Origin of the sequence: Streptomyces odontomachi, from assembly GCF_024435355.1 — a bacterium.
In the GTDB taxonomy this organism is placed as follows: Bacteria; Actinomycetota; Actinomycetes; order Streptomycetales; family Streptomycetaceae; genus Streptomyces; species Streptomyces odontomachi.
Genome location: NZ_JAMJWG010000011.1, coordinates 268279 through 288799, shown reverse-complemented (window position 1 = coordinate 288799; position 20521 = coordinate 268279). Strand labels below are relative to the sequence as shown.

The following is a 20521-nucleotide window of genomic DNA, read 5'->3' as shown; positions in this document are numbered from 1 at the left end:
GCAGGGAACGGGCCGCCCGTCCCGACGGCCGCATGCGGTGGAGAAGTGCTAGCCGCGTGGAAGACGCACGACGCTGTGGGCCTGACGCGTATGTTCAGCCAAGTGTAGTGGCGGTGCGGGCCGCACAATTCGAAGTGCGGATTTTTGCCGGCGCGGCGAAAGGATCACCCGTCCGTGGCAGGACGGGCGGACGGCTGTGCACCCGGACGAGCCGGACGACAGCACCCTGACCAGCAGCGCAAACGCGGCCTGACGGGTCCTCGCCGGGCCCGGCGGATCCGCTGGATCCGAGGGATCCGGGGGATGTGAGGGGCACGGCGGGCGGTCATCCGGCGGGTACCCGGCGGGGCCGGGCGGCGCCGGCCCGTCCGTGTGGGGACGGTTTCGCCGACGGGATCCGGTCGTGCGGGCGGGCCGGGCGCGGTGGCATCCGGCCTTACGGCCGCGGGGCCGCCCCCGTAGGAGCGGCCCCGCGGCGCACGCCGTCAGTTCTCTTCGTCGACCCAGCTCATCAGCTTGCGCAGCTTCTTGCCGGTGGTCTCCAGGAGGTGCTCCTGGTCGGCCTTCTTGTACTCGTTGTACTTCGGCAGGCCGGCCTCGTACTCCTTCATCCAGTTCTGCGCGAAGGAGCCGTCCTGGATCTCGGCGAGGATCTTCTTCATCTCGGCCTTGGTGCCGTCGTTGATGATCCGCGGGCCGGAGACGTAGTCGCCCCACTCGGCGGTCTCGGAGATCGACCAGCGCATCTTCTCCAGGCCGCCCTCGTACATGAGGTCGACGATCAGCTTCAGCTCGTGCAGGCACTCGAAGTACGCGATCTCCGGCTGGTAGCCGGCCTCGACCAGCGTCTCGAAGCCGGCCTTCACCAGCGCCGACGCGCCACCGCACAGCACCGTCTGCTCACCGAAGAGGTCGGTCTCCGTCTCCTCGGTGAAGGTGGTCTTGATGACACCGGCGCGGGTGCCGCCGATGCCCTTGGCGTACGACAGCGACAGCGCGAACGCGCCCCCGGTGGCGTCCTGCTCGACGGCCGCGATGCAGGGCACGCCGCGACCCTCCTCGTACTGCCGGCGCACCAGGTGACCCGGGCCCTTCGGGGCGACCATGCAGACGTCGACGCTGGCCGGCGGCTTGATGAAGCCGTAGCGGATGTTCAGGCCGTGTCCGAAGAACAGGGCGTCGCCGTCCTTGAGGTTGCCGGCGATGGACTCCTCGTAGACGCGGCCCTGGATCGGGTCCGGCACCAGGATCATGATCACGTCGGCTTCGGCGGCGGCCTCGGCCGGGGTGACCACGCGCAGGCCCTGCTCCTCGGCCTTCGCCTTGGACTTCGAACCCTCGTGCAGGCCGACGCGGACGTCGACGCCCGAGTCGCGCAGCGACAGCGCGTGCGCGTGACCCTGGCTTCCGTAGCCGATGACCGCGACCTTGCGGCCCTGGATGATGGACAGGTCGGCGTCGTCGTCGTAGAACAGCTCGGCCACTGGGTGTCTCCTTGAATTACTCAGGTTTGCCACGCGATGTCCGTGCTGGTTACACCGCGTCGTCTGTTTTTCTGGGTGGGGGGTCCGGCCCGTCGCGGAGCGACTGTGTACTGCCGCATCCCCCGGGAAATTGCAGCACGCCGGTATGGCTCGTGTTGCGTCCCACCGTAGGGCGGGAGGGGGAGGGGGTGTGCGCGCCGGGGCGTCGTCGACCCGTACGCAGCAGCCGGCCGGCGGGTCCGGGTGGGACGCCGCCGGCCGCAGGTCAGGCGCTGCGGTCCAGGGCCCGCAGGCTGCGGTCCGTGATGGAACGGGCGCCGCGCCCGATGGCGATGGTGCCGGACTGGACGAGCTCCTTGATACCGAAGGGCTCCAGCATCTTCAGCATCGCCTCCAGCTTGTCGCTGGAGCCGGTGGCCTCGATGGTGACGGCCTCCGGGGAGACGTCCACCGTCTTGGCACGGAAGAGTTGGACGATCTCCACGATCTGGGAGCGCGTCTCGTTGTCGGCGCGGACCTTCACCAGGACGAGTTCGCGCTGTACGGCGCCGCCCGGCTCCAGTTCGACGATCTTCAGGACGTTGACCAGCTTGTTGAGCTGCTTCGTGACCTGTTCGAGCGGCAGGTCCTCGACGGTGACCACAATGGTGATGCGGGAGATGTCGGGGTGCTCGGTGGTACCGACCGCGAGCGAGTCGATGTTGAAGCCGCGGCGGGAGAACATGGCGGCGATCCGGGCGAGGATGCCGGGGGTGTTCTCGACCAGGACGGAGAGCGTGTGCTTGGACATGGTTCCTTCGTCTCTCTCGCTCAGTCGTCTTCGTTGTCGCCGAAGTTGGGGCGGACGTCCCGGGCGGCCATGATCTCGTCGTTCGAGGTGCCGGCTGCGACCATCGGCCACACCATCGCATCCTCGTGGACGATGAAGTCGATCACGACCGGGCGGTCGTTGATCGCGTTGGCCTCCTGGATGACCTTGTCCAGCTCGTCCGGGGACTCACAGCGCAGCGCGACACAGCCCATCGCCTCCGACAGCTTGACGAAGTCGGGGATCCGGGTGCCCTTGGCCTCCCGGCTGTCCGTCGCGCCACCCGCGCCGGTGTGCAGGGTGGTGTGCGAGTAGCGCTGGTTGTAGAAGAGCGTCTGCCACTGGCGGACCATCCCGAGGGCGCCGTTGTTGATGATGGCGACCTTGATGGGGATGTTGTTCAGGGCGCAGGTGGTGAGCTCCTGGTTGGTCATCTGGAAGCAGCCGTCGCCGTCGATCGCCCAGACCGTGCGGTCCGGGCAGCCGGCCTGGGCGCCCATCGCGGCCGGCACCGCGTAACCCATCGTCCCGGCACCGCCGGAGTTCAGCCAGGTCGCCGGCTGGTCGTAGCCGATGAAGTGGGCCGCCCACATCTGGTGCTGGCCGACTCCGGCCGCGAAGATCGTGCCCTCCGGTGCCAGCTGCCCGATCCGCTCGATGACCTGCTGCGGGGCCAGGCTGCCGTCCTCCGGCTGGTCGTAGCCGAGCGGGTAGGTCTCCCGCCAGCGGTTCAGATCGCGCCACCATCCGGCGTAGCGGCTGCCGGCGGCCTCGCCCTCGTGACCCTCGCTGTGCTCGCGCTGGACCGCCTGCACCAGGTCAGCGATGACCTCGCGGGCGTCACCGACGATCGGGACGTCAGCGGCGCGGTTCTTGCCGATCTCGGCCGGGTCGACGTCCGCGTGCACGATCTTGGCGTGCGGCGCGAAGCTGTCCAGCTGGCCGGTGACCCGGTCGTCGAAGCGGGCGCCCAGCGCGACGATCAGGTCGGCCTTCTGGAGGGCGGCCACCGCGGTGACCGCGCCGTGCATACCGGGCATGCCCACGTGCTGCGGGTGGCTGTCGGGGAAGGCGCCGAGACCCATCAGGGTGGTGGTCACCGGGGCGCCGGTGAGCTCGGCCAGCACCTTCAGCTCCGCCGTGGCGCGCGCCTTGAGCACACCGCCGCCCACGTACAGCACGGGCCGCTTGGCCTGCGTGATCAGCCGGGCCGCCTCACGGATCTGCTTGGCGTGCGGCTTGGTCACCGGACGGTAGCCGGGCAGGTCCATGACGGGCGGCCAGCTGAACGTGGTCTGCGCCTGGAGGGCGTCCTTGGCGATGTCGACCAGCACCGGTCCCGGGCGGCCGGTGGAGGCGATGTGGAACGCCTCGGCGATCGTCCGGGGGATGTCCTCGGCGTTCTTTACCAGGAAGTTGTGCTTGGTGATCGGCATGGAGATACCGACGATGTCGGCCTCCTGGAAGCCGTCGGTCCCGATCAGCTTGCTGGCCACCTGGCCGGTGATCGCGACCATCGGGACGGAGTCCATGTGGGCGTCGGCGAGCGGGGTGACCAGGTTGGTGGCGCCGGGACCCGAGGTGGCCATGCAGACCCCGACCTTGCCGGTGGCCTGCGCGTAACCGGTGGCCGCATGCCCCGCGCCCTGCTCGTGACGGACCAGGATGTGGCGGACCCGCGAGGAGTCGACCAGCGGGTCGTACGCCGGAAGGATCGCACCGCCGGGGATTCCGAATACCGTCTCCGCGCCGACCTCCTCAAGCGAGCGAATGAGCGACTGCGCGCCCGTGACGTGCTCGACGAGGGGGGTGGAGGGCTGCCCTGTGGATCGGGGCCGCGGCTGCGGATGGTGGGCCCCGGAGGCCTGCTCGGTCATCGGCGTCTCTTCTCGATGCGAGGGTTGGTGCGTGGTTGGGGGTGCGAAGCTGGGTTACGGATACGGGGGACGGGGTGCCAGGGGGGCGGCAGGTGCGCCGTGCCACTCCCGCGAGGGCACTGGTGCAACAAAAAACCCTCGCGGCCGTGAGGCAAGCGAGGGGAGCGCGCCGGATGTGGTCGCCGGGTTGATGGGCCCGGCTCAGCCGACGCGCTGGCCAAGTACGAGAATTCGGGTGCGCATGGCTCTGACCTTCTCCCCGCCGCGCTCTGGCTGTCAAGGAGGTGGGACGGGCGTCTCACTATGTGAGCGAGTGGCGGCCTGTCCGGAGTACACCCCCGCTGCACCGCCGGTGAGGACCGCCTCCACGGGAACGCGCGGCACCGGGAACCGCCCCACGGCCAGCGCCCGCCGCAGCCGGTACTCGTCCAGGGGCCCGGAGAAGGCCAGCCCCTGGCCGTAGGTGCACCCCATGGCCTGGAGGGCGGCCACCTGCTCGGGGCGGTCGACGCCGTCCGCCACGGAGCACAGGCCGAGGTCGGACGCGATCCGCAGCAGCCCGCTGGTGATCTTGTGCAGCCGGGCGGAGTCGACGACGCCTTCGATGAGGGCGCGATCGAGTTTGAGCCAGTCGACGGGGAGCCTGCGCAGGCTGTTGAAGGCCGCGTATCCGCTGCCGAAGCCGTCCAGGGCGATCCGGACGCCGTGCCGCCGCAGTGCGGCGAGGCGGCGTTCGAGATCGTCCAGCGGGACGTGGGGGTCGCTGCCGGCCAGCTCGATGATGAGAGAGCCGGAGGGCAGGCCGTGCCGGGTGAGCAGCGCCTCGATGGTGCCGGACGGCAGGGAACGGTCCATGAGGCGGCGCGCGGCGGTGCGGACGACGACGGGCACCGGGTGCCCGGTCCTGCTGCGCTCGACGGCCTGCTCGACGGCGGCCTCGAAGGTCCAGCGGCCCAGGTCTGCGGTGTGGTCGGCGTCGTCGACGGCGCGCAGGAAGTCCGCGGGTGCGAGCAGCGCGCCCTGCGGGGAGCGGCGCCGGGCCTGGGCGGCGACCGTCACGATCCGGCCGTTGGTCAGGGAGACCACGGGCTCGTGCAGCAGGGTGAACTCGCTGTCGTGGCGGCAGGTGCGCGGCCGGGGGGAGGTGAACGTCGCCTTGCGCACCGCCTCGGCGCGCATCTGGGGGGCGTAGAGCACCACGCGGCCCTTGCCGCCGGCCTTGGCGCGGTACATGGCGAGGTCGGCGTTGCGCAGCAGCTCGCCCGCGGTCAGGCCGGGCTCGGCGAAGGCGGCGCCGATGGAGGCGCCGACCCGCACGGTGTGGCCGTCGACCGTGTAGGGACGGGAAAGGGCGGCTCGCAGGCGGTCGGCCAGCTCGTAGATGTGCTGCTCGCGTGCGGTGCCGGGGGTGCCGTCACCGAGGACGAGGGCGGCGAACTCGTCGCCGCCGAGGCGGGCCGGCGTGTCGGACTGGCGCACGGCCTCCCGTAGCCGGCGGGCGGCCTGCACGAGCAGTTCGTCGCCGGCCTGGTGACCGATGGTGTCGTTGATCCCCTTGAAGCCGTCCAGGTCGATGAAGAGCACCGCGGTGCCCCGGTCGGTGGCGCGTCGCCCGCTGAGCGCGAGGCCGACCCGGCGGGTGAACAGGACGCGGTTGGGCAGGTCGGTGAGCGGGTCGTGCTCGGCGTTGTGCTGCAACTGGGCCTGGAGGCGGACGCGTTCGGTGACGTCGCGGCTGTTCAGGATGAGGCCGCCCTCGTGGCGGTTGACGGTGGACTCGACGTTGAGCCACTGGTGACCGCCGGATCGGAAGCGGCACTCGATGCGGGTGGTGGGCTCCTGGTGCGGGCTGGCGGCGAGGAAGCGGCGGATCTCGTGCAGGACGCTGCCCAGGTCGTCCGGGTGGATGAGGGCGGACAGCTCGGAGCCGATGAGCTCCTCGGCGTCGCGGCCGTAGACACCGGCGGCGGCGGGGCTGACGTAGCGGAGCACGCCGTCCGGGTCGGCGATCATGATGACGTCGCTGGAGCCCTGCACCAGGGAGCGGAAGTGGTTCTCCTTCTCGGCCAGCTCCCGGGCGAGCGCCATGTTGTCCAGGAGCATGATGCCCTGGCGGACGATCAGGACGAGGACGACGAGGCAGGCGGTGAAGAGCACCACGCGGTCGACCTTGCGGCCGTCCAGGACGGTGGACAGGATGCCGAGGGTGCAGACGGCGGCCGCCAGGTAGGGCGTGAGGGCGGTGAGCGAGCCGACGCTGGGGCGGCTGACCGGATAGCGCTCATGGCTCGCGAAGGTGCCGGGCGGGATGCTCGCCGGGCTGCCGTGCGCGGCGGCGGTCGTGGTGACCCCGGCGGTGCGGCCGGTGGCCGGCGCGAAGCCGGCGGCGAGGGCCGGACCGCGCACATAGCGGGTCTCCGAGGCCGGGCCGAGGGGCTGGCCGGTGCGGATGCCGCCCGCCCAGGGCGCGTAGGCGAGCAGCAGGGAGCCGGCGAACCAGCCGGCGTCCAGCAGGTGCCCCGAGTGGTAGTTGGCGTGCAGCAGCGGCGAGGTGAACAGCGCGTCGGACAGCACGGTCAGTCCGAGGGCGCCGATGGCGGTGTTCACCGCGGAGCGGTTGACGGACGTGCGGCGGAAGTGCAGCACGAGCACCATGCTGATCAGGACGATGTCCAGCATGGGGTAGGCCAGCGAGAGCGCGACGTGCTGCACGCTCTGGCCCCCGACACGGGCCGTGCGGGCCAGTGCGAGGCTCCAGGAGAGCGTCAGCAGCGACCCGCCGATGAGCCAGGAGTCCAGGCCGAGGCAGATCCAGCCGGCCTTGGACTGGGGTCGCTTGGCCAGCACCAGCAGGCCGACGATGGCGGACGGCGCGAAGCACAGGAAGAACAGGTCGGCGCAGCTCGGGTTGGGCACGGGGCGGTCCAGGACCACCTCGTACCAGCCCCACACGCCGTTGCCCAGCGAGGTCATCAGCGAGGAGACGGCGAAGAGCAGCCAGGCGGGCCGCAGGCCGCTGCGTCGGTCGCGTGCGTACAGCAGGCAGGAGACCGAGGCGGCGAGCGCGGCGGCGCTCAGCCCGAAGTCGCCCATCACCAGGGCGAACCACCGCGAGCCCCACCCGAGGGTGGCGCCGATGGCGTATCCGCCGCAGACCAGGGCCAGAGCGCACTGCGGGAACCGGCCGCTTCCCCCGCCGAGGAAGGGACGCCGGGCCCACAGCACGGGCGAGCTCACCGCTCCGCTCCCGCCCGGGAGGCCCCGCGCACGACCGGCGCGACGGCGAGCGAGGCGTGGCAGGGGCGTGCGCCCGGCGGCCGGCGGGTGCCGGCGTACCGAGCGCGACCGGAGCGGGATGCGCTGCCGGGTATGGGTCGCACCGCGCGCCAGGGCCGTGGTCGTCGGTTCTGCCGCGTTGGATCGTCTGTCCATAGGCCGTGCATCGCCCGTCGCCCCCCTCGCAGGTCATGGGGCCTCTCCGTCGGCGCCGAACGGTCCGGCGCAGCCCCCTGTTCGGGACCATACACCAGGTTGGTCACTCAGGGACATAGGCGATCTACGGAGGGTAGTCGTTCACCGCGATACGAACACGCCCCGTATTCATGGGAATACTCAGGCTTTACACGGCATGTCCCAACTGGGCGGATGGCCTTCCGTGTCCGCCTCACTCCCCGGTGGTCAGGATCACGTTGTCGAGTGGTTCTCCAGCGGCGTACCGGGACAGCTGGGACACGAGGAGACGCTTGGCGCGCGGCTCGAAGGCCGAGGACGGGCCGCCGACATGCGGGCTGATGAGCACTCCGGGGGCGCGCCACAACGGATGCCCGGGCGGCAGCGGTTCGGGGTCCGTGACGTCCAGCGCCGCGGTGATCCGGCCGGTGTCCAGCTCGGCCAGCAGCGCCTTGGTGTCGACGATCGCGCCGCGTGCCACGTTCACCAGCAGGGCGCCGTCCTTCATCCGGGCCAGGAAGTCGGCGTCCACCAGGCCTCGGGTGCTGGCGTCGAGCGGGGTGGCGAGCACCACCACGTCGGCGTCGGGCAGCAGAGCGGGCAGGTCGGCGAGCGGGTGTACCGGGCCGCGCTCAGTGGTGCGTGCAGAGCGCGCGACGCGCGCGACCCGCGCGACCTCAAAGGGCACAAGCCGGTCTTCCACGGCGGCGCCGATGGCTCCGTAGCCCACGATCAGCACCGACCGGTCGGCCAGAGCCGGCCGGAAGCCCGCCGCCCAGTGACCCGCCTGCTGGGCCGTGACGAAGTCCGGGACACCGCGCAGCGAGGCGAGGATCAAGGTGAGGGCGAGCTCGGCGGTGCTGGCATCGTGCACGCCGCGCGCATTGCAGAGCCGCACGCCGGGCGCGATCGACGACAGGTTCGCGAGGATGTCGTCGACGCCCGCCGTGAGTGTCTGGATCACATCGAGGTGCACCATCTCCGCGAGTGGCCGGATCTTTGCGGGCATCGACTTCATATAGGGCACCACGTAGCAGACGCAGTCCGCCGGATCCCCCGGGAACTCCTGCTCACCTCGGTCACCGCCGTCCCAGAAGCGGTAGGTGAAACCCTCGGGAAGCCCGTCGATCTCGTCCGGCGGAATGGGGAGCCACACATCAGCAGTCATGGTCAGGAGGCTATGACCTGAGACCCGGCGGCTCGCATCGGGGCCGCCGCGTACCGGCCCCCGGCGCCCACCGGGGGCACGGATACGCGGACGGCCGAGCGAGACGGACGCAGGGGCAGGGGCAGAGGGAGTGGCAGAGGCAAGAGATACGGATGTGAAAGCGCGTCAGAGGGAACCTGAAGGGCCGCGGCAGTGTAGGAACAGGTGAACCAGCTGCGTCGAAGGGATCGATCGTGCAACGTCCAGCTGTGCCGGCCGGGTTGGCCGCTGCCGTGCTCCTGCTCACCGCCGCGTGCTCCTCCGGAGCCGATCAACCGGGGCGCACGCCGGAGCGCACGGCGAGCCCCACCCGGCACGCCGCACCGTCGGCGAGTGCGACGCCGGCCGAGACGGCGCCCCCCGCGAAGGGCTCGGCGAAGGTGCTGCGCACCGTCACCGAGAACCTCAAGTCGCCCTGGGGCCTGGCGGAGCTGCCGGGAGGCGATCTGCTGGTCTCGTCACGGGACGACGGGACGATCATCCGGGTCGCCCCGGACACCGGCAAGAAGACCGAAATCGGCCAGGTTCCGGGCGTCTCCCCGGCCGGCGAGGGCGGGCTGCTCGGCATCGCGCTCTCCCCGACCTTCGCCAAGGACCACATGGTCTACGCGTACTTCACCAGCGTCTCGGACAACCGCATCGTCCGCATGCCGTACGACGAGACACGGGATTCCGGCCAGCAGCTCGGCGCGCCCAGCACGATCCTGCGCGGCATCCCGAAGGGCCAGATCCACAACGGTGGCCGGATCGCGTTCGGTCCGGACAAGATGCTCTACGCCGGCACCGGCGAGGGCGGCGAGCGCGGCCGGGCCCAGAACAAGGACGACCTGGGGGGCAAGATCCTGCGCATGACCCCGGACGGCCGTCCGGCGCCGGGCAACCCGTTCAGCGGCTCGGGTGCTCATGCGGCGTACGTGTACTCGTACGGGCACCGGAACGTGCAGGGCCTTGCCTGGGACAGCCACAAGCGGCTGTGGGCCTCGGAGTTCGGGCAGGACACCTGGGACGAGCTGAACCTGATCGAGCCCGGTGACAACTACGGCTGGCCGACCGTGGAGGGCACGGCGCACCGGTCCGGGTTCCACGACCCGGTGGCCGTGTGGCACACGTCGGAGGCTTCGCCCAGCGGTATCGCCTACGTCAAGGGTTCCATCTGGATGGCGGCCCTGCGGGGCGAACGGCTGTGGCGCATCCCCCTGAAGGGCACGCAGGCGGCTGCCGCGCCGCAGGCCTTCTTCAGGTCCACCTACGGCCGGCTGCGGACGGTCGCCCCGGCCGGGGGTGACCGGATCTGGCTCACCACGAGCGAGACGGACGGGCGAGGGACGCCCGGCAAGGGGGACGACCGGATCCTGGAGGTACGGGTGCGGTAGGTCCGGGCCGGGGCCCCGTCGCCTCCCGTTGCCCCGTCGCCCACGGGCCGGACCGTCGGGTTCCGGTCACCGCCTGCCCTCCCGGGGGCGGGTCCGCAGGTGCCTGTGGCGGGGCGCATGTGGCCGCCTCAGCGACGCGGGCCGCCGGAGTGCGCCACGGCCTCGTCCGCCGCGAACAGGCCGCGCTCGTGGGCCAGCGCAGCGGCCTCGCCGCGGCCGGAGACGCCCAGTTTGGCGAGGATGTTGGAGACGTGCACGCTGGCGGTCTTCGGGGAGATGAACAGCTCCTCGGCGATCTGGCGGTTGCTGCGGCCGGCGGCGACGAGCCGCAGCACGTCGCGCTCGCGGCTGGTGAGACCGAGCGCCTCGGCCGGGTCGGCGGGGTCCGGCGCCGCGCCACGGGTGAGGGCGAGGCGGCCGCGCTGGGCGAGCGTGGCGACGGCCTCGGCGAGCGGGCGTGCACCCAGGTGCCGGGCCACCGCACCGGCCTGCCGGAGCAGTTCGGCGGCGCGGTCCCGGTCGTCGTCGCCCTCCCCCGGCCCCCGGCAACCGCGCGGCGTCCCGGCTCCGGAGGCGAGCAGCGCCTGGGCCAGCCGGTGACGGACCCGGGCCAGATCGTAGGGCCGTTCCAGAGGACCGAACGCGGCGACGACATCCAGCCACTCGTCGGGCGCGGCCCGGCCCTCCGCGCGGAGCAGTTCGGCACGCACCCACGAGGCATGCGCCGCCCAGACCGGCACGCAGGTGGTCAGGCGCTTGGCGGCGGTCCTGATGCGGTCCACCGCGTCGGCCCGGCCCGGCCCGGCGACCGGCACCGTGCGCGCGTCGGCCTCGGCGGTGGCGGCCGCCAGCAGCAGCGGCCAGCCGTAGCGCTGGGTGCCGGGCGGGAAGCCGACCTCGATGGCCCGTGCCAACTCGGTACGGGCGTCCAGGAGGCGGCCCTCCCCCGCGGCCAGCTCCAGGGCGATACGGGCCAGCGGCAGCGACTGCTCGGGCCTGGGGTCATGGGTGCCGTAGTGCCTGCGGGCCTCGGTGAGCCGGCGGGCCGCCTCCGCCAGGTCGCCGCGTGCCAGCGCGAGGCAGGCGAGCCGGGCGGCGCCGGCCCCGCGCGGCTTGCTGTGCTGGCCGCCGCGCTCGGCCTGGGCCGCGGCCTCGGCCGCCTCGTCCCAGCGGCCCAGGGCGTACAGCGACTCGGCGAGGTTGCCCCACATCCAGGCCTGGGAGTCGAGCAGACCGTAGTGCCGGCTGAGCCGGATGCCCTCCTCGAGGACGTCGACGGCCTCCCGGGAGCGGCCGACGCCTTCCAGCGCCGACGGCAGGTTCACATAGCTGCGGCCGATCCCTGCGGGGCTGCCGAGCTCCCGCACCCGGTCCGTGACCTCCTGCATCTCGGCCAGTCCGGCCTCCACCTGGCCCGCGTCGACCATCAGACCGCCCAGCGTGGTGCGGGCGTCCATCTCGATGTCACGGGCGCCCAGCATGCGGGCGTACTCGACGGCGCGCTCCGCGGCGGCCAGGCTCTCGGGGCCCGGTTCGTGCGTCATCGACCAGCCGGCGACGCCGGCGAGCACCTCGGCGTGCACCTCGGACGGGGGCAGGCCGCGCACCAGGTCCTGTGCGGTGCCGAGCTCCTGCCAGCCGTCGCCGCGTGCCAGGCCCTGCACCAGCCGGGAGCGCTGCACCCAGAACCAGGCGGCACGCAGCGGGTCACGCCCGGCGGTCTCGTTCTCCAGCAGGTGCAACGCCCGCCTGGTGATCGTCAGCGCGCGGTCCCGCTCCCCGCACAGCCGGCCCGCCACGGCCGCCTCGGCCATCAGGTCGAGGAAGCTCAGCGGGGTGCTGTCCGGATCGCCACAGGGCAGGTACGCCTCGGTGTAGTCGACCGGACGCAGGCCGGCGCGCACCGGCTCCCCGGCGGCGTCCCACAGCTCCATGGCGCGCTCCAGCAGGCACAGCTGCTCGGAGTACGCGTGCCGGCGGCGGGCCACCACGGAGGCGCGCAGCACGGCCGGCAGCGCCTTGGCGGCGTCGTGCGCGTGGTACCAGTAGCTGGCGATGCGGGGGACGCAGGTGTCGGCCGACACCAGTGCCGGGTCGGCCTCCAGGGACGCCGCGTACCGGCGGTTGAGGCGGGAGCGCTCGCCGGGCAGCAGGTCGTCGCGTACCGCCTCGCGGACCAGCGAGTGCCGGAAGCGGTAGCCGTCGCCGTCCGACGAGGCGATGAGGATGCTGGCGCCGACGGCGGCCCTGAGGGCCTCGATCAGCTCGTCCTCGCCGAGCCCGGCGACGGCCGCCAGCAGTGCGTGCTCGACGGTGGAGCCGCCCTCGGCGGCGATCCGCACCACCCGCTGGGCATCCTCCGGGAGCCGCTCGACACGGACCAGCAGCAGGTCGCGCAGCGTGTCGGTGAGCCCGGCGGCACGGCCCTCGTGGGCGGCGCAGGCGAGTTCCTCCACGAAGAAGGCGTTGCCGTCGGAGCGCTCGAAGATGTCGTCGAGGAGGGCAGGATCGGGTGTGTGGGCGAGGATTCCGGCCAGCTGGCAGCCGACCTCGGCATGGCTGAACCTGCGCAGTTCGAGCCGGTGCACGGTGCGCAACCGGTCGAGCTCGGCGAGCAGCGGGCGCAGCGGGTGGCGGCGGTGGATGTCGTCGCTGCGGTAGGTGGCGAGAATCACGAGGCGGGGACCGCGCAGGGTGCGCAGCAGATAGGCGAGCAGATGCCGGGTGGAGGCGTCCGCCCATTGCAGGTCCTCCAGCACCACGACGAGGGTGTGCTCGCCCGCCATGCGCTCCAGGAGCCGGGCGGTGAGTTCGAAGAGGCGGGCCATCGCCTCCTCGTCGTGCAGGCTGCCGGAGCGCGGCTGCGCCTCGCCGAGCTCGGGCAGCAGCCGCGCCAGCTCGGCCTCCTGCCCCGCGGCCGCTGCGGCCATCTCGTCGGGCAGCTGTCGGCGCAGCGCCCGCAGCACCGCGGAGAACGGCGCGAAGGGCAGGCCGTCGGCGCCGATCTCGACGCAGCCGCCGATCGCCACCACGCCACCCTCAGCACGGGCAAGGGCGGCGAACTCCTCCACGAGCCGGGTCTTGCCGACCCCCGCCTCACCGCCCAGCAGGAGCGTCTCGGCCTGCGGCTGCTGGGCGGCGGTGTCCGGGGCCGTGCCGCGCGCCCGTGGGGTGGCCGAGCCGGCGGTTCCGGTGGCGCGTGCGAGCGCCGCTTTCAGCACCCCCAGCTCGTCGGCACGGCCGACGAACACCGGACTCACGGATCTCGTCTGCACAGCGCTGAGCATGGCACACCCGTACGACACGACGGCACTGCTTATCGCGTCGCCTGCCGGGTGACCTGGGCGCACGGGTGGGACACGGGGTGCACCGGTCGGACCGGCCGGTGGCCACGGGTGCCGGCCGGCGGGCTCGCGCCTCGTCCTCACGCCGCGCGCTTGAACGAGGATCCGTGCGGACCGGTGGAATCGTGCGCCGGCCCTTCGGCGTCCTCGTCCGCCGGCGCCTCGGTATCGGCCTCATGGCCGGATGTGCGTGCCTTCCGGCGCGCCTTGCCGGCCTCGGCCTCCCGTATGAGGCGCCGGTGCTCGACGGCGCGGATCAGGTCGGCCTCGCGGGTCCGGAACATCGAGAAGTCGTACATGGCGGACTCCCTGGGAAGACGGGAACGACGGGGAAGAGTGATCGATCACATCGCTTGCCGCGATGTGATCGAGACTCCTCTCCCAGGGGGTCCCGGCGCATCGGGAGAGTGCCGCATTGTGCTGGTGGGGAGGGCCTCAGGCGCGTCGCCCGGCCGGCTCAGACGGGCCAGGACCGGGCCTTAGGGCGCTGGGGGCGTCATAAGGAGCGTGGAGAAGCGCCTTGGCAGCATAAGGAGGGCCGGCCCTGGACAGTCCCGCGCCCCTGCGTGCCGGGGCACGCAGGGGCGCGGGACCATATGCAGCCGCACGCGGGCGGCTGCCACGCTGTCGGTCAGGAGCCCACCGAGGGCAACCCCAGGATGGCGTCGGAGAACTTCAACACGGCAAGCAGCAGTCCGATCAGGCCCAGGATGACGCCCGCCCAGGAGACCGACTTGATCCACGGGGCCTGCGAGATGCCCGGCACGCCGAAGGCGGGCCTGGCCAGCACAACCACGCCCACGATCATCGCGAGCAGCGCGAAGACGCCGCCGACCAGCGCGATGGCGTGCCACTGGTCGCCGTAGACCTGCTTGATCTGCTGGGCGACGCTGGCGCCCTGGGAGGTCTGGAGCTGTCCGATGAGCGACTCACGCGCCCCGGCCACGGTGCCGAGCCAGCTACCGGTGAGCGAGACCACGCCGAGCCCGGCGGAGATCACGGCACCGGCACCCTCGGCGACACCGGAGGAGACCCGGGCCGGGGGCTCCTTGTCGAACACGTAGCCCGAGTCGTCGCCGGAGTCCGCCGCGGCGTCAGCGCCGGCGTCCGCACCGCTCGCTGCGGCGTCGGGGCCCTGGTCCGCCGAGGGCGCCGCACCCGTGGGCTCCGCGCCCTTCTCGGTGCTGGTGGTGGTGTCGGCCTTTCCGGTCTTCCCGGCTCCGCCTGCGGCGTCCGTGGCGCCCGCGGGGGCCTTCACGGGTTCGGCTGCGGCGGCGTCCTTCGCAGCCTCCTTCGCGGGCCCCGTGGCTGCCCCCTCGGGGGCCTTGTCGGCGCCGGCTGCCGCCGCGCCGTCCTCGGGCGCCTGGGCCCGCTGGTCCTGCGGCTCGTCCGGCCCTTCCGGCCTGCTCATGCGCTGTCCCTTTTCGTGTTGCTGCTCGTCCTGGATGCCCTCGGCCCCTTTCTTCGCGGCCTCGTCCGTGTCCGCCGGGCGACCCTCGGCAAGGGCCTCGACCGCGGTCTCATCAGTGGTTCGTGATGCCATGCCGCGACCGTACGGACGGAGTCTGAGAGCTCTCTTAATGATCGCCGCGATCTCGCCGACGTCTTCGGCGAGCGCCGCGATCCCCTCGGGGACTGAGGTCGACGCAGCAGCGCACGACGGGTCCGGCCGTCCATCCGGCCGGATCCGGGGGTCCACCCGGGGCGAGTGCGCGGTCGGAACGGCTGTGCTCCGGGAGTGCCGTCCGTCCGCACCATCGGCGTCCTGGGCGTCGCGCCTGCCACGGCGTATGCGGCACGCTACAGCAGCGTTCGGCGGACGACGTACGGAGGTGCTCCCCTGGGCGCGCCCGGTCGCCCGTCGCCGCTTTCAACGACTGCCCTGCCTGTCCCGCGTGGCCCCCGCACGCTGCCAGGGGCCCGACCCGCGCCGTACGGCGATCATGGCCATGTCGTCCTCCAGCCTGTGCCCGACGTAGCCGAGCAGGTCGTCGGTGAGGCGGGCGAGCAGCAGTTCGGGGCCCATCGCGCGGGTGGCCTTGACGGCCGCCTCCGCGCGCTCCGCGAGCGGGTAGAAGGTGCCCGTCCTGTCCCGGGCCTCCGTGACCCCGTCGGTGTACAGCAGCACCTGGCCGCCCTCGGGAAAGGCGAAGGTCTCGGCGACGTACGCGGTGCGGGCCAGGCCGCCCAGGCCGAGGGGTGGTGCCGGATGACGGACGGTCAGCGTGGTGCTGGTGCCGTCGGTCAGCAGCAACGGCGGCGGGTGACCGCAGCTCACCAGGTGGATGACGGGTTCGTCGTCGGGGATGTCGGCCACCACGGCGGTCACGAAGCGCTCGCCCACGTCGGACTCCGCACCGGCCAGTTCCGCCAGGCCCCAGTGCACGCTGCCCTCCAGGTACGCCACCAGCTCCGGCAACGGGGACTGGCGGTGCGCCGCGGCGCGGAAGGCGCCGATCATGATCGACATGTCGTTGATCGAGTCGAGCCCCTTGCCGCGGACATCGCCGATCAGCAGCCGGGTGGAACCGACGGTTCTGGCCAGCGCGAAGAGATCGCCGCCGATGTGGGAGTCGGATTCGGCGGGCCGGTACTCGGTGGCGATGCCGAGCGGTCCGGCGTGCCGGGGCAGCGGACGCAGCACGGCCCGCTGGGTCGTCTCGGAGATCAGTCTCGCGCGGTTGAGCTGGTCCTGTTTGGTCTCGCGGACGTAGCAGAAGAGCACGAGCAGCACGGAGAGCAGGATCAGCGCGCAGACCTCCACCAGGACCTGCTCGGTGCCGAGCTCGTCGCGCTCGGCACCGGCGACGACCTGTGCGACGACCGCCAGTGCGCAGACCAGACCGGTCACCCGGGGACCGGCGACCGCGGCCGTGAAGGCGGGCGCGACGGCGAGCAGCGGAGCGAGATGCACCGTGGACGGCAGGAAGTAGTCGCTCACCGGAATGGCCACGATCAGCACCAGCGGGGCGATGATCAAAGACCCACCGGACTTCTCACTGTCGCCGAAGACCAGGGGCGGGATCCGGATACGCACTCTTCCTGAATACACCCTTTGCCGGCTTTGCGGCTCAGATGTACGCGGGGAAAGCCCCCTTGCGGGGGAAGCCCCCTATTGCAGCATTGCAGCGCATGCCCCTGGTCGCTGGCGGGGTCGCCCCGCGCCGGGGCGATCGCAGGTCGCGGCCCTGCGCCCGGGGCGATCGCAGGTGACGGCCCTGCGCCCAGGACGGGCGCAGGGCCGGCGACCAGCGGTCAGGAGGCGTCGGCTCCCAGCTTCTCCAGGATCAGCTCCTTGACGCGGGCGGCGTCGGCCTGGCCACGGGTGGCCTTCATGACCGCTCCGACCAGCGCACCCGCGGCGGCGACCTTGCCGCCGCGGATCTTGTCGGCGACGCCCGGGTTGCCGGCGATGGCCTCGTCGACGGCCGCGGCGAGCGCGGAGTCGTCCGAGACGACCTTCAGGCCGCGCTTTTCCACCACCTCGTCCGGCGTGCCCTCGCCCGCGATGACGCCCTCGATGACCTGGCGGGCCAGCTTGTCGTTGAGCGAGCCCTCCTTGACGAGGGCGGCGACCCGGGCGACCTGCTCGGGCGTGATCGCCAGGGCGGCGGGCTCGACCCCGGCCTCGTTGGCGTGCCGGGCCAGCTCGCCCATCCACCACTTGCGGGCCGCCGCGGCGTCGGCACCGGCCTCGATCGTGGCGACGATCGGGTCCAGCGCACCGGCGTTCAGGATCGACTGCATGTCGTGGGCGGTCACGCCCCACTCCTCGCGCAGCCGGTTGCGGCGCTGCAACGGCAGCTCCGGGAGGCTCGCGCGCAGCTCCTCGACCCACTCGCGCGACGGGGCGACGGGCACCAGGTCGGGCTCGGGGAAGTACCGGTAGTCCTCGGCCTCCTCCTTGACCCGACCGGAGGTGGTGGAGCCGTCCTCCTCGTGGAAGTGGCGGGTCTCCTGGACGACCGTGCCGCCCGAGGAGAGCACCGCGGCGTGCCGCTGGATCTCGTAGCGTGCGGCGCGCTCGACGCTGCGCAGCGAGTTGACGTTCTTGGTCTCGCTACGGGTGCCGAAGGTGGCGCTGCCCTTCGGGTTCAGCGACAGGTTGACGTCGCAGCGCATCTGGCCCATCTCCATGCGGGCCTCGGAGACGCCCAGCGCCCTGATCAGCTCGCGCAGCTCGGCGACGTAGGCGCGCGCCACCTCAGGTGCGCGGTCCCCGGCGCCGACGATCGGCTTGGTGACGATCTCGATGAGCGGGATGCCCGCGCGGTTGTAGTCCAGCAGGGAGTGCGAGGCGCCGTGGATACGGCCGGTGGCGCCACCCACATGGGTGGACTTCCCGGTGTCCTCCTCCATGTGGGCGCGCTCGATGTCCACGCGGAAGGTGGTGCCGTCCTCCAGCTGGACGTCCAGGTAGCCGTCGAAGGCGATCGGCTCGTCGTACTGGGACGTCTGGAAGTTCTTCGGCATGTCCGGATAGAAGTAGTTCTTCCGGGCGAAGCGGCACCACTCGGCGATCTTGCAGTTCAGCGCCAGGCCGATCCTGATGGCGGACTCGACGCCCGACGCGTTCATGACGGGCAGCGCGCCGGGCAGGCCGAGGCAGGCCGGACAGGTCTGCGAGTTCGGCGCGGCGCCCAGCTCGGTGGAGCACCCGCAGAACATCTTGGTCTTGGTGCCCAGCTCCACATGGACCTCGAGGCCCATGACGGGCTCGTAGACCGCGAGGGCTTCCTCGTACGGCAGCAGGTCCGGGGCGGTGGGTGTGACGGTCACGGTGAAATCCCTCTCAGCCCAGCAGGACGTCGTCGTCGCCGAGGCGCTTCAGCTCGCGGAAGAGGATGGCAAGACCGGTGACGATGGCCGCGGCGGAGACGGCCGCGTCGATCAGCCGGAGCGTGTCGCTGTCCTGCCGGGCCAGCTTGGCCTGCTTGGCCACGCTGAGGGCGCCGAAGGCCGTGGTGCCGATCGACAGGTACACGCCGGACTTGGACTTCTTGAAGTTCTTGGCCTTCTTCGTCATTGCGCTCACAGGGACGGTGCCTCCTCCAGAAGGGGATGCCCCCAGCGTTCCACGAAAGCGGCCTCGAGGGCGGCACCGACCTTGTACAGCCGGTGGTCCTGCATGCTCGGGGCAACGATCTGGAGACCCACCGGGAGCCGGTCCTCGGGGGCGAGGCCACACGGCAGGGACATGGCGGCGACGCCCGCGAGGCTCACCGGGATGGTGCACAGGTCCGCCAGGTACATGGCCACCGGGTCGTCGACCCGCTCGCCGATGGGGAAGGCGGTGGTCGGGGTGGTCGGCGAGACGATCACGTCGACCTGCTGGAAGGACCGCTCCCAGTCGCGGCTGATCAGGGTGCGCACCTTCTGGGCGCTGCCGTAGTACGCGTCGTAGTAGCCGGAGCTGAGCGCGTAGGTGCCGAGCATGATGCGGCGCTTGACCTCGGCGCCGAAGCCGGCCGCCCGGGTGAGGGCGGTGACCTCTTCGGCCGAGTGGGTGCCGTCGTCGCCGACCCGGAGCCCGTAGCGCATGGCGTCGAAGCGGGCCAGGTTCGAGGAGCACTCGGCCGGCGAGATCAGGTAGTACGCGGCCAGCGCGAGGTCGAAGGACGGGCAGTCCAGCTCGACGACCTCGGCGCCCAGCTCCTTCAGCAGCGCGACCGCCTCGTCGAACCGTTGCAGGACGCCGTCCTGGTAGCCCTCGCCGCGGAACTGCTTGACCACGCCGACCCGCATGCCCGCCACGCTGCCGTGCCGTGCGGCCTCGACGACCGGCGGCACCGGGGCGTCGATGGAGGTCGAGTCCAGCGGGTCGTGGCCGGCGACGATCTCGTGCAGCAGGGCCGCGTCCAGGACCGTGCGGGCGCAGGGACCGCCCTGGTCGAGGGAGCTGGAGAAGGCCACCATGCCGTAGCGCGAGACGCCACCGTAGGTGGGCTTGACGCCGACGGTGCCGGTGACGGCGGCGGGCTGGCGGATGGAGCCGCCGGTGTCGGAACCCATGGCGAGCATGGACTGGTACGACGAGAGCGCGGCGCTGGAGCCACCGCCGGAGCCGCCGGGGATCCGGGTGAGGTCCCAGGGGTTGCCGGTCGGGCCCCACGCGCTGTTCTCCGTGGAGGAGCCCATCGCGAACTCGTCCATGTTGGTCTTGCCGAGGATCACCACGCCGGCGGCCTTGAGGCGCCGGGTGACGGTGGAGTCGTACTGCGGGATCCAGCCCTCGAGGATCTTGGAGCCGGCGGTGGTGGGGACGCCCTCGGTGGTGAAGAGGTCCTTCAGCGCGATGGGCACGCCGGCGAGCGGGCCGAGCTGCTCGCCGCGCTCCCGCTGCTCGTCCACCTCGTGCGCCTGGGCGAGCGCGCCCTCGCGGTTGACGTGCAGGAAGGCGTGCACCTTCTCGTCGATCGCGTCGATGCGGGCGAGGTGCGCCTCGGTCACGGCCGTGGCGGTGAGCTCGCCGGAGGCGATCTTCGCGGCCGTCTCGGCCGCACTGAGCTTGATGAGGTCCGTCATGTCCTACTCCTCCCCCAGGATCTGCGGCACTTTGAAACGCTGCTGCTCCTGGGCGGGGGCTCCGGAGAGCGCCTGCGCGGCGGTGAGCGACGGACGGACCTCGTCCGCGCGCATGACGTTCGTCAGCGGCAGCGGGTGGGAGGTCGGCGGTACGTCTTGGGCGGCAGCTTCGGAGACGCGGGCGACGGCGCTGATGATGTCGTCGAGCTGACCGGAGAGATGGTCGAGCTCGTCGGGCTGCAGCTCCAGACGTGCCAGCCGGGCGAGGTGGGCTACCTCCTCGCGCGTGATGCCAGGCATGCGGCGATCCTCTGGGGGTGAGTGTGTGTGGTCCGGAACCCAATCCTATGGGCTACGGGGGTGCCCGCCGTACACGGTTTCAGGGCTTCAGGGCGCCTAAGGGCCTGTCCGGCGGATCTTGCCGCGGTCGCGGGGTCTGGGCACGCCCGTCTG

General features: G+C 72.0%; 14 protein-coding genes. 1 reads left to right on the top strand and 13 read right to left on the bottom strand.

Going from position 1 to position 20521, the window contains the following annotated elements; all coding sequences use genetic code 11:
• Positions 1 to 485: 485 nt before the first annotated feature.
• The 5 genes from ilvC to NQO67_RS23390 all read right to left on the bottom strand — a co-directional run bounded on the left by ilvC (position 486) and on the right by NQO67_RS23390 (position 8787).
• Positions 486 to 1484, bottom strand: coding sequence for a ketol-acid reductoisomerase (gene ilvC, locus NQO67_RS23410; protein ID WP_255952138.1), 999 nt, complete (start codon positions 1482 to 1484; stop codon positions 486 to 488).
• Positions 1485 to 1749: 265 nt separating this feature from the next.
• Positions 1750 to 2274 (bottom strand): acetolactate synthase small subunit, encoded by a 525-nt coding sequence (gene ilvN, locus NQO67_RS23405; RefSeq protein ID WP_255952137.1) that lies wholly within the window; start codon positions 2272 to 2274, stop codon positions 1750 to 1752.
• Between the two features lie 20 nt (positions 2275 to 2294).
• Positions 2295 to 4169, bottom strand: coding sequence for an acetolactate synthase large subunit (locus NQO67_RS23400; RefSeq protein ID WP_255952136.1), 1875 nt, complete (start codon positions 4167 to 4169; stop codon positions 2295 to 2297).
• A gap of 276 nt (positions 4170 to 4445) precedes the next feature.
• On the bottom strand, positions 4446 to 7391 hold the full coding sequence (locus NQO67_RS23395; protein WP_255952187.1) for a putative bifunctional diguanylate cyclase/phosphodiesterase: 2946 nt from the start codon (positions 7389 to 7391) through the stop codon (positions 4446 to 4448).
• A 442-nt stretch (positions 7392 to 7833) separates the two neighbouring features.
• Entirely contained in the window at positions 7834 to 8787 is a 954-nt protein-coding gene (locus NQO67_RS23390; RefSeq protein WP_255952135.1) for a 2-hydroxyacid dehydrogenase, read from the bottom strand.
• A gap of 233 nt (positions 8788 to 9020) precedes the next feature.
• Between NQO67_RS23390 and NQO67_RS23385 the strand changes: the two genes are divergently transcribed.
• Positions 9021 to 10199, top strand: a complete 1179-nt coding sequence (locus NQO67_RS23385; protein ID WP_255952133.1) for a PQQ-dependent sugar dehydrogenase — start codon at positions 9021 to 9023, stop codon at positions 10197 to 10199.
• 128 nt (positions 10200 to 10327) lie between these two features.
• Here the strand turns inward: NQO67_RS23385 and NQO67_RS23380 are convergent, their stop codons facing one another.
• The 8 genes from NQO67_RS23380 to gatC all read right to left on the bottom strand — a co-directional run bounded on the left by NQO67_RS23380 (position 10328) and on the right by gatC (position 20368).
• Positions 10328 to 13486 carry a helix-turn-helix transcriptional regulator gene (locus tag NQO67_RS23380; RefSeq protein ID WP_255952132.1) on the bottom strand — a complete coding sequence of 1053 codons (3159 nt, stop codon included), beginning with the start codon at positions 13484 to 13486 and terminating at the stop codon, positions 10328 to 10330.
• Between the two features lie 137 nt (positions 13487 to 13623).
• On the bottom strand, positions 13624 to 13842 hold the full coding sequence (locus NQO67_RS23375; protein WP_255952130.1) for a hypothetical protein: 219 nt from the start codon (positions 13840 to 13842) through the stop codon (positions 13624 to 13626).
• Between the two features lie 332 nt (positions 13843 to 14174).
• Positions 14175 to 15086: a hypothetical protein gene (locus NQO67_RS44320; protein ID WP_374119066.1), complete on the bottom strand. Its 912-nt coding sequence runs from the start codon at positions 15084 to 15086 to the stop codon at positions 14175 to 14177.
• Between the two features lie 327 nt (positions 15087 to 15413).
• Complete coding sequence (locus tag NQO67_RS23365; RefSeq protein ID WP_255952129.1) at positions 15414 to 16580, bottom strand: PP2C family protein-serine/threonine phosphatase; 1167 nt, start codon at positions 16578 to 16580, stop codon at positions 15414 to 15416.
• Positions 16581 to 16798: 218 nt separating this feature from the next.
• A complete protein-coding gene (gene gatB / locus NQO67_RS23360; RefSeq protein ID WP_255952127.1) occupies positions 16799 to 18322 on the bottom strand; it encodes an Asp-tRNA(Asn)/Glu-tRNA(Gln) amidotransferase subunit GatB in 1524 nt (507 codons plus the stop codon).
• A 13-nt stretch (positions 18323 to 18335) separates the two neighbouring features.
• Entirely contained in the window at positions 18336 to 18569 is a 234-nt protein-coding gene (locus NQO67_RS23355; protein WP_255952185.1) for a hypothetical protein, read from the bottom strand.
• 5 nt (positions 18570 to 18574) lie between these two features.
• Positions 18575 to 20068 carry an Asp-tRNA(Asn)/Glu-tRNA(Gln) amidotransferase subunit GatA gene (gatA, locus tag NQO67_RS23350; RefSeq protein WP_255952126.1) on the bottom strand — a complete coding sequence of 498 codons (1494 nt, stop codon included), beginning with the start codon at positions 20066 to 20068 and terminating at the stop codon, positions 18575 to 18577.
• A 3-nt stretch (positions 20069 to 20071) separates the two neighbouring features.
• Positions 20072 to 20368 carry an Asp-tRNA(Asn)/Glu-tRNA(Gln) amidotransferase subunit GatC gene (gene gatC, locus NQO67_RS23345; protein ID WP_255952123.1) on the bottom strand — a complete coding sequence of 99 codons (297 nt, stop codon included), beginning with the start codon at positions 20366 to 20368 and terminating at the stop codon, positions 20072 to 20074.
• Positions 20369 to 20521: the final 153 nt, after the last annotated feature.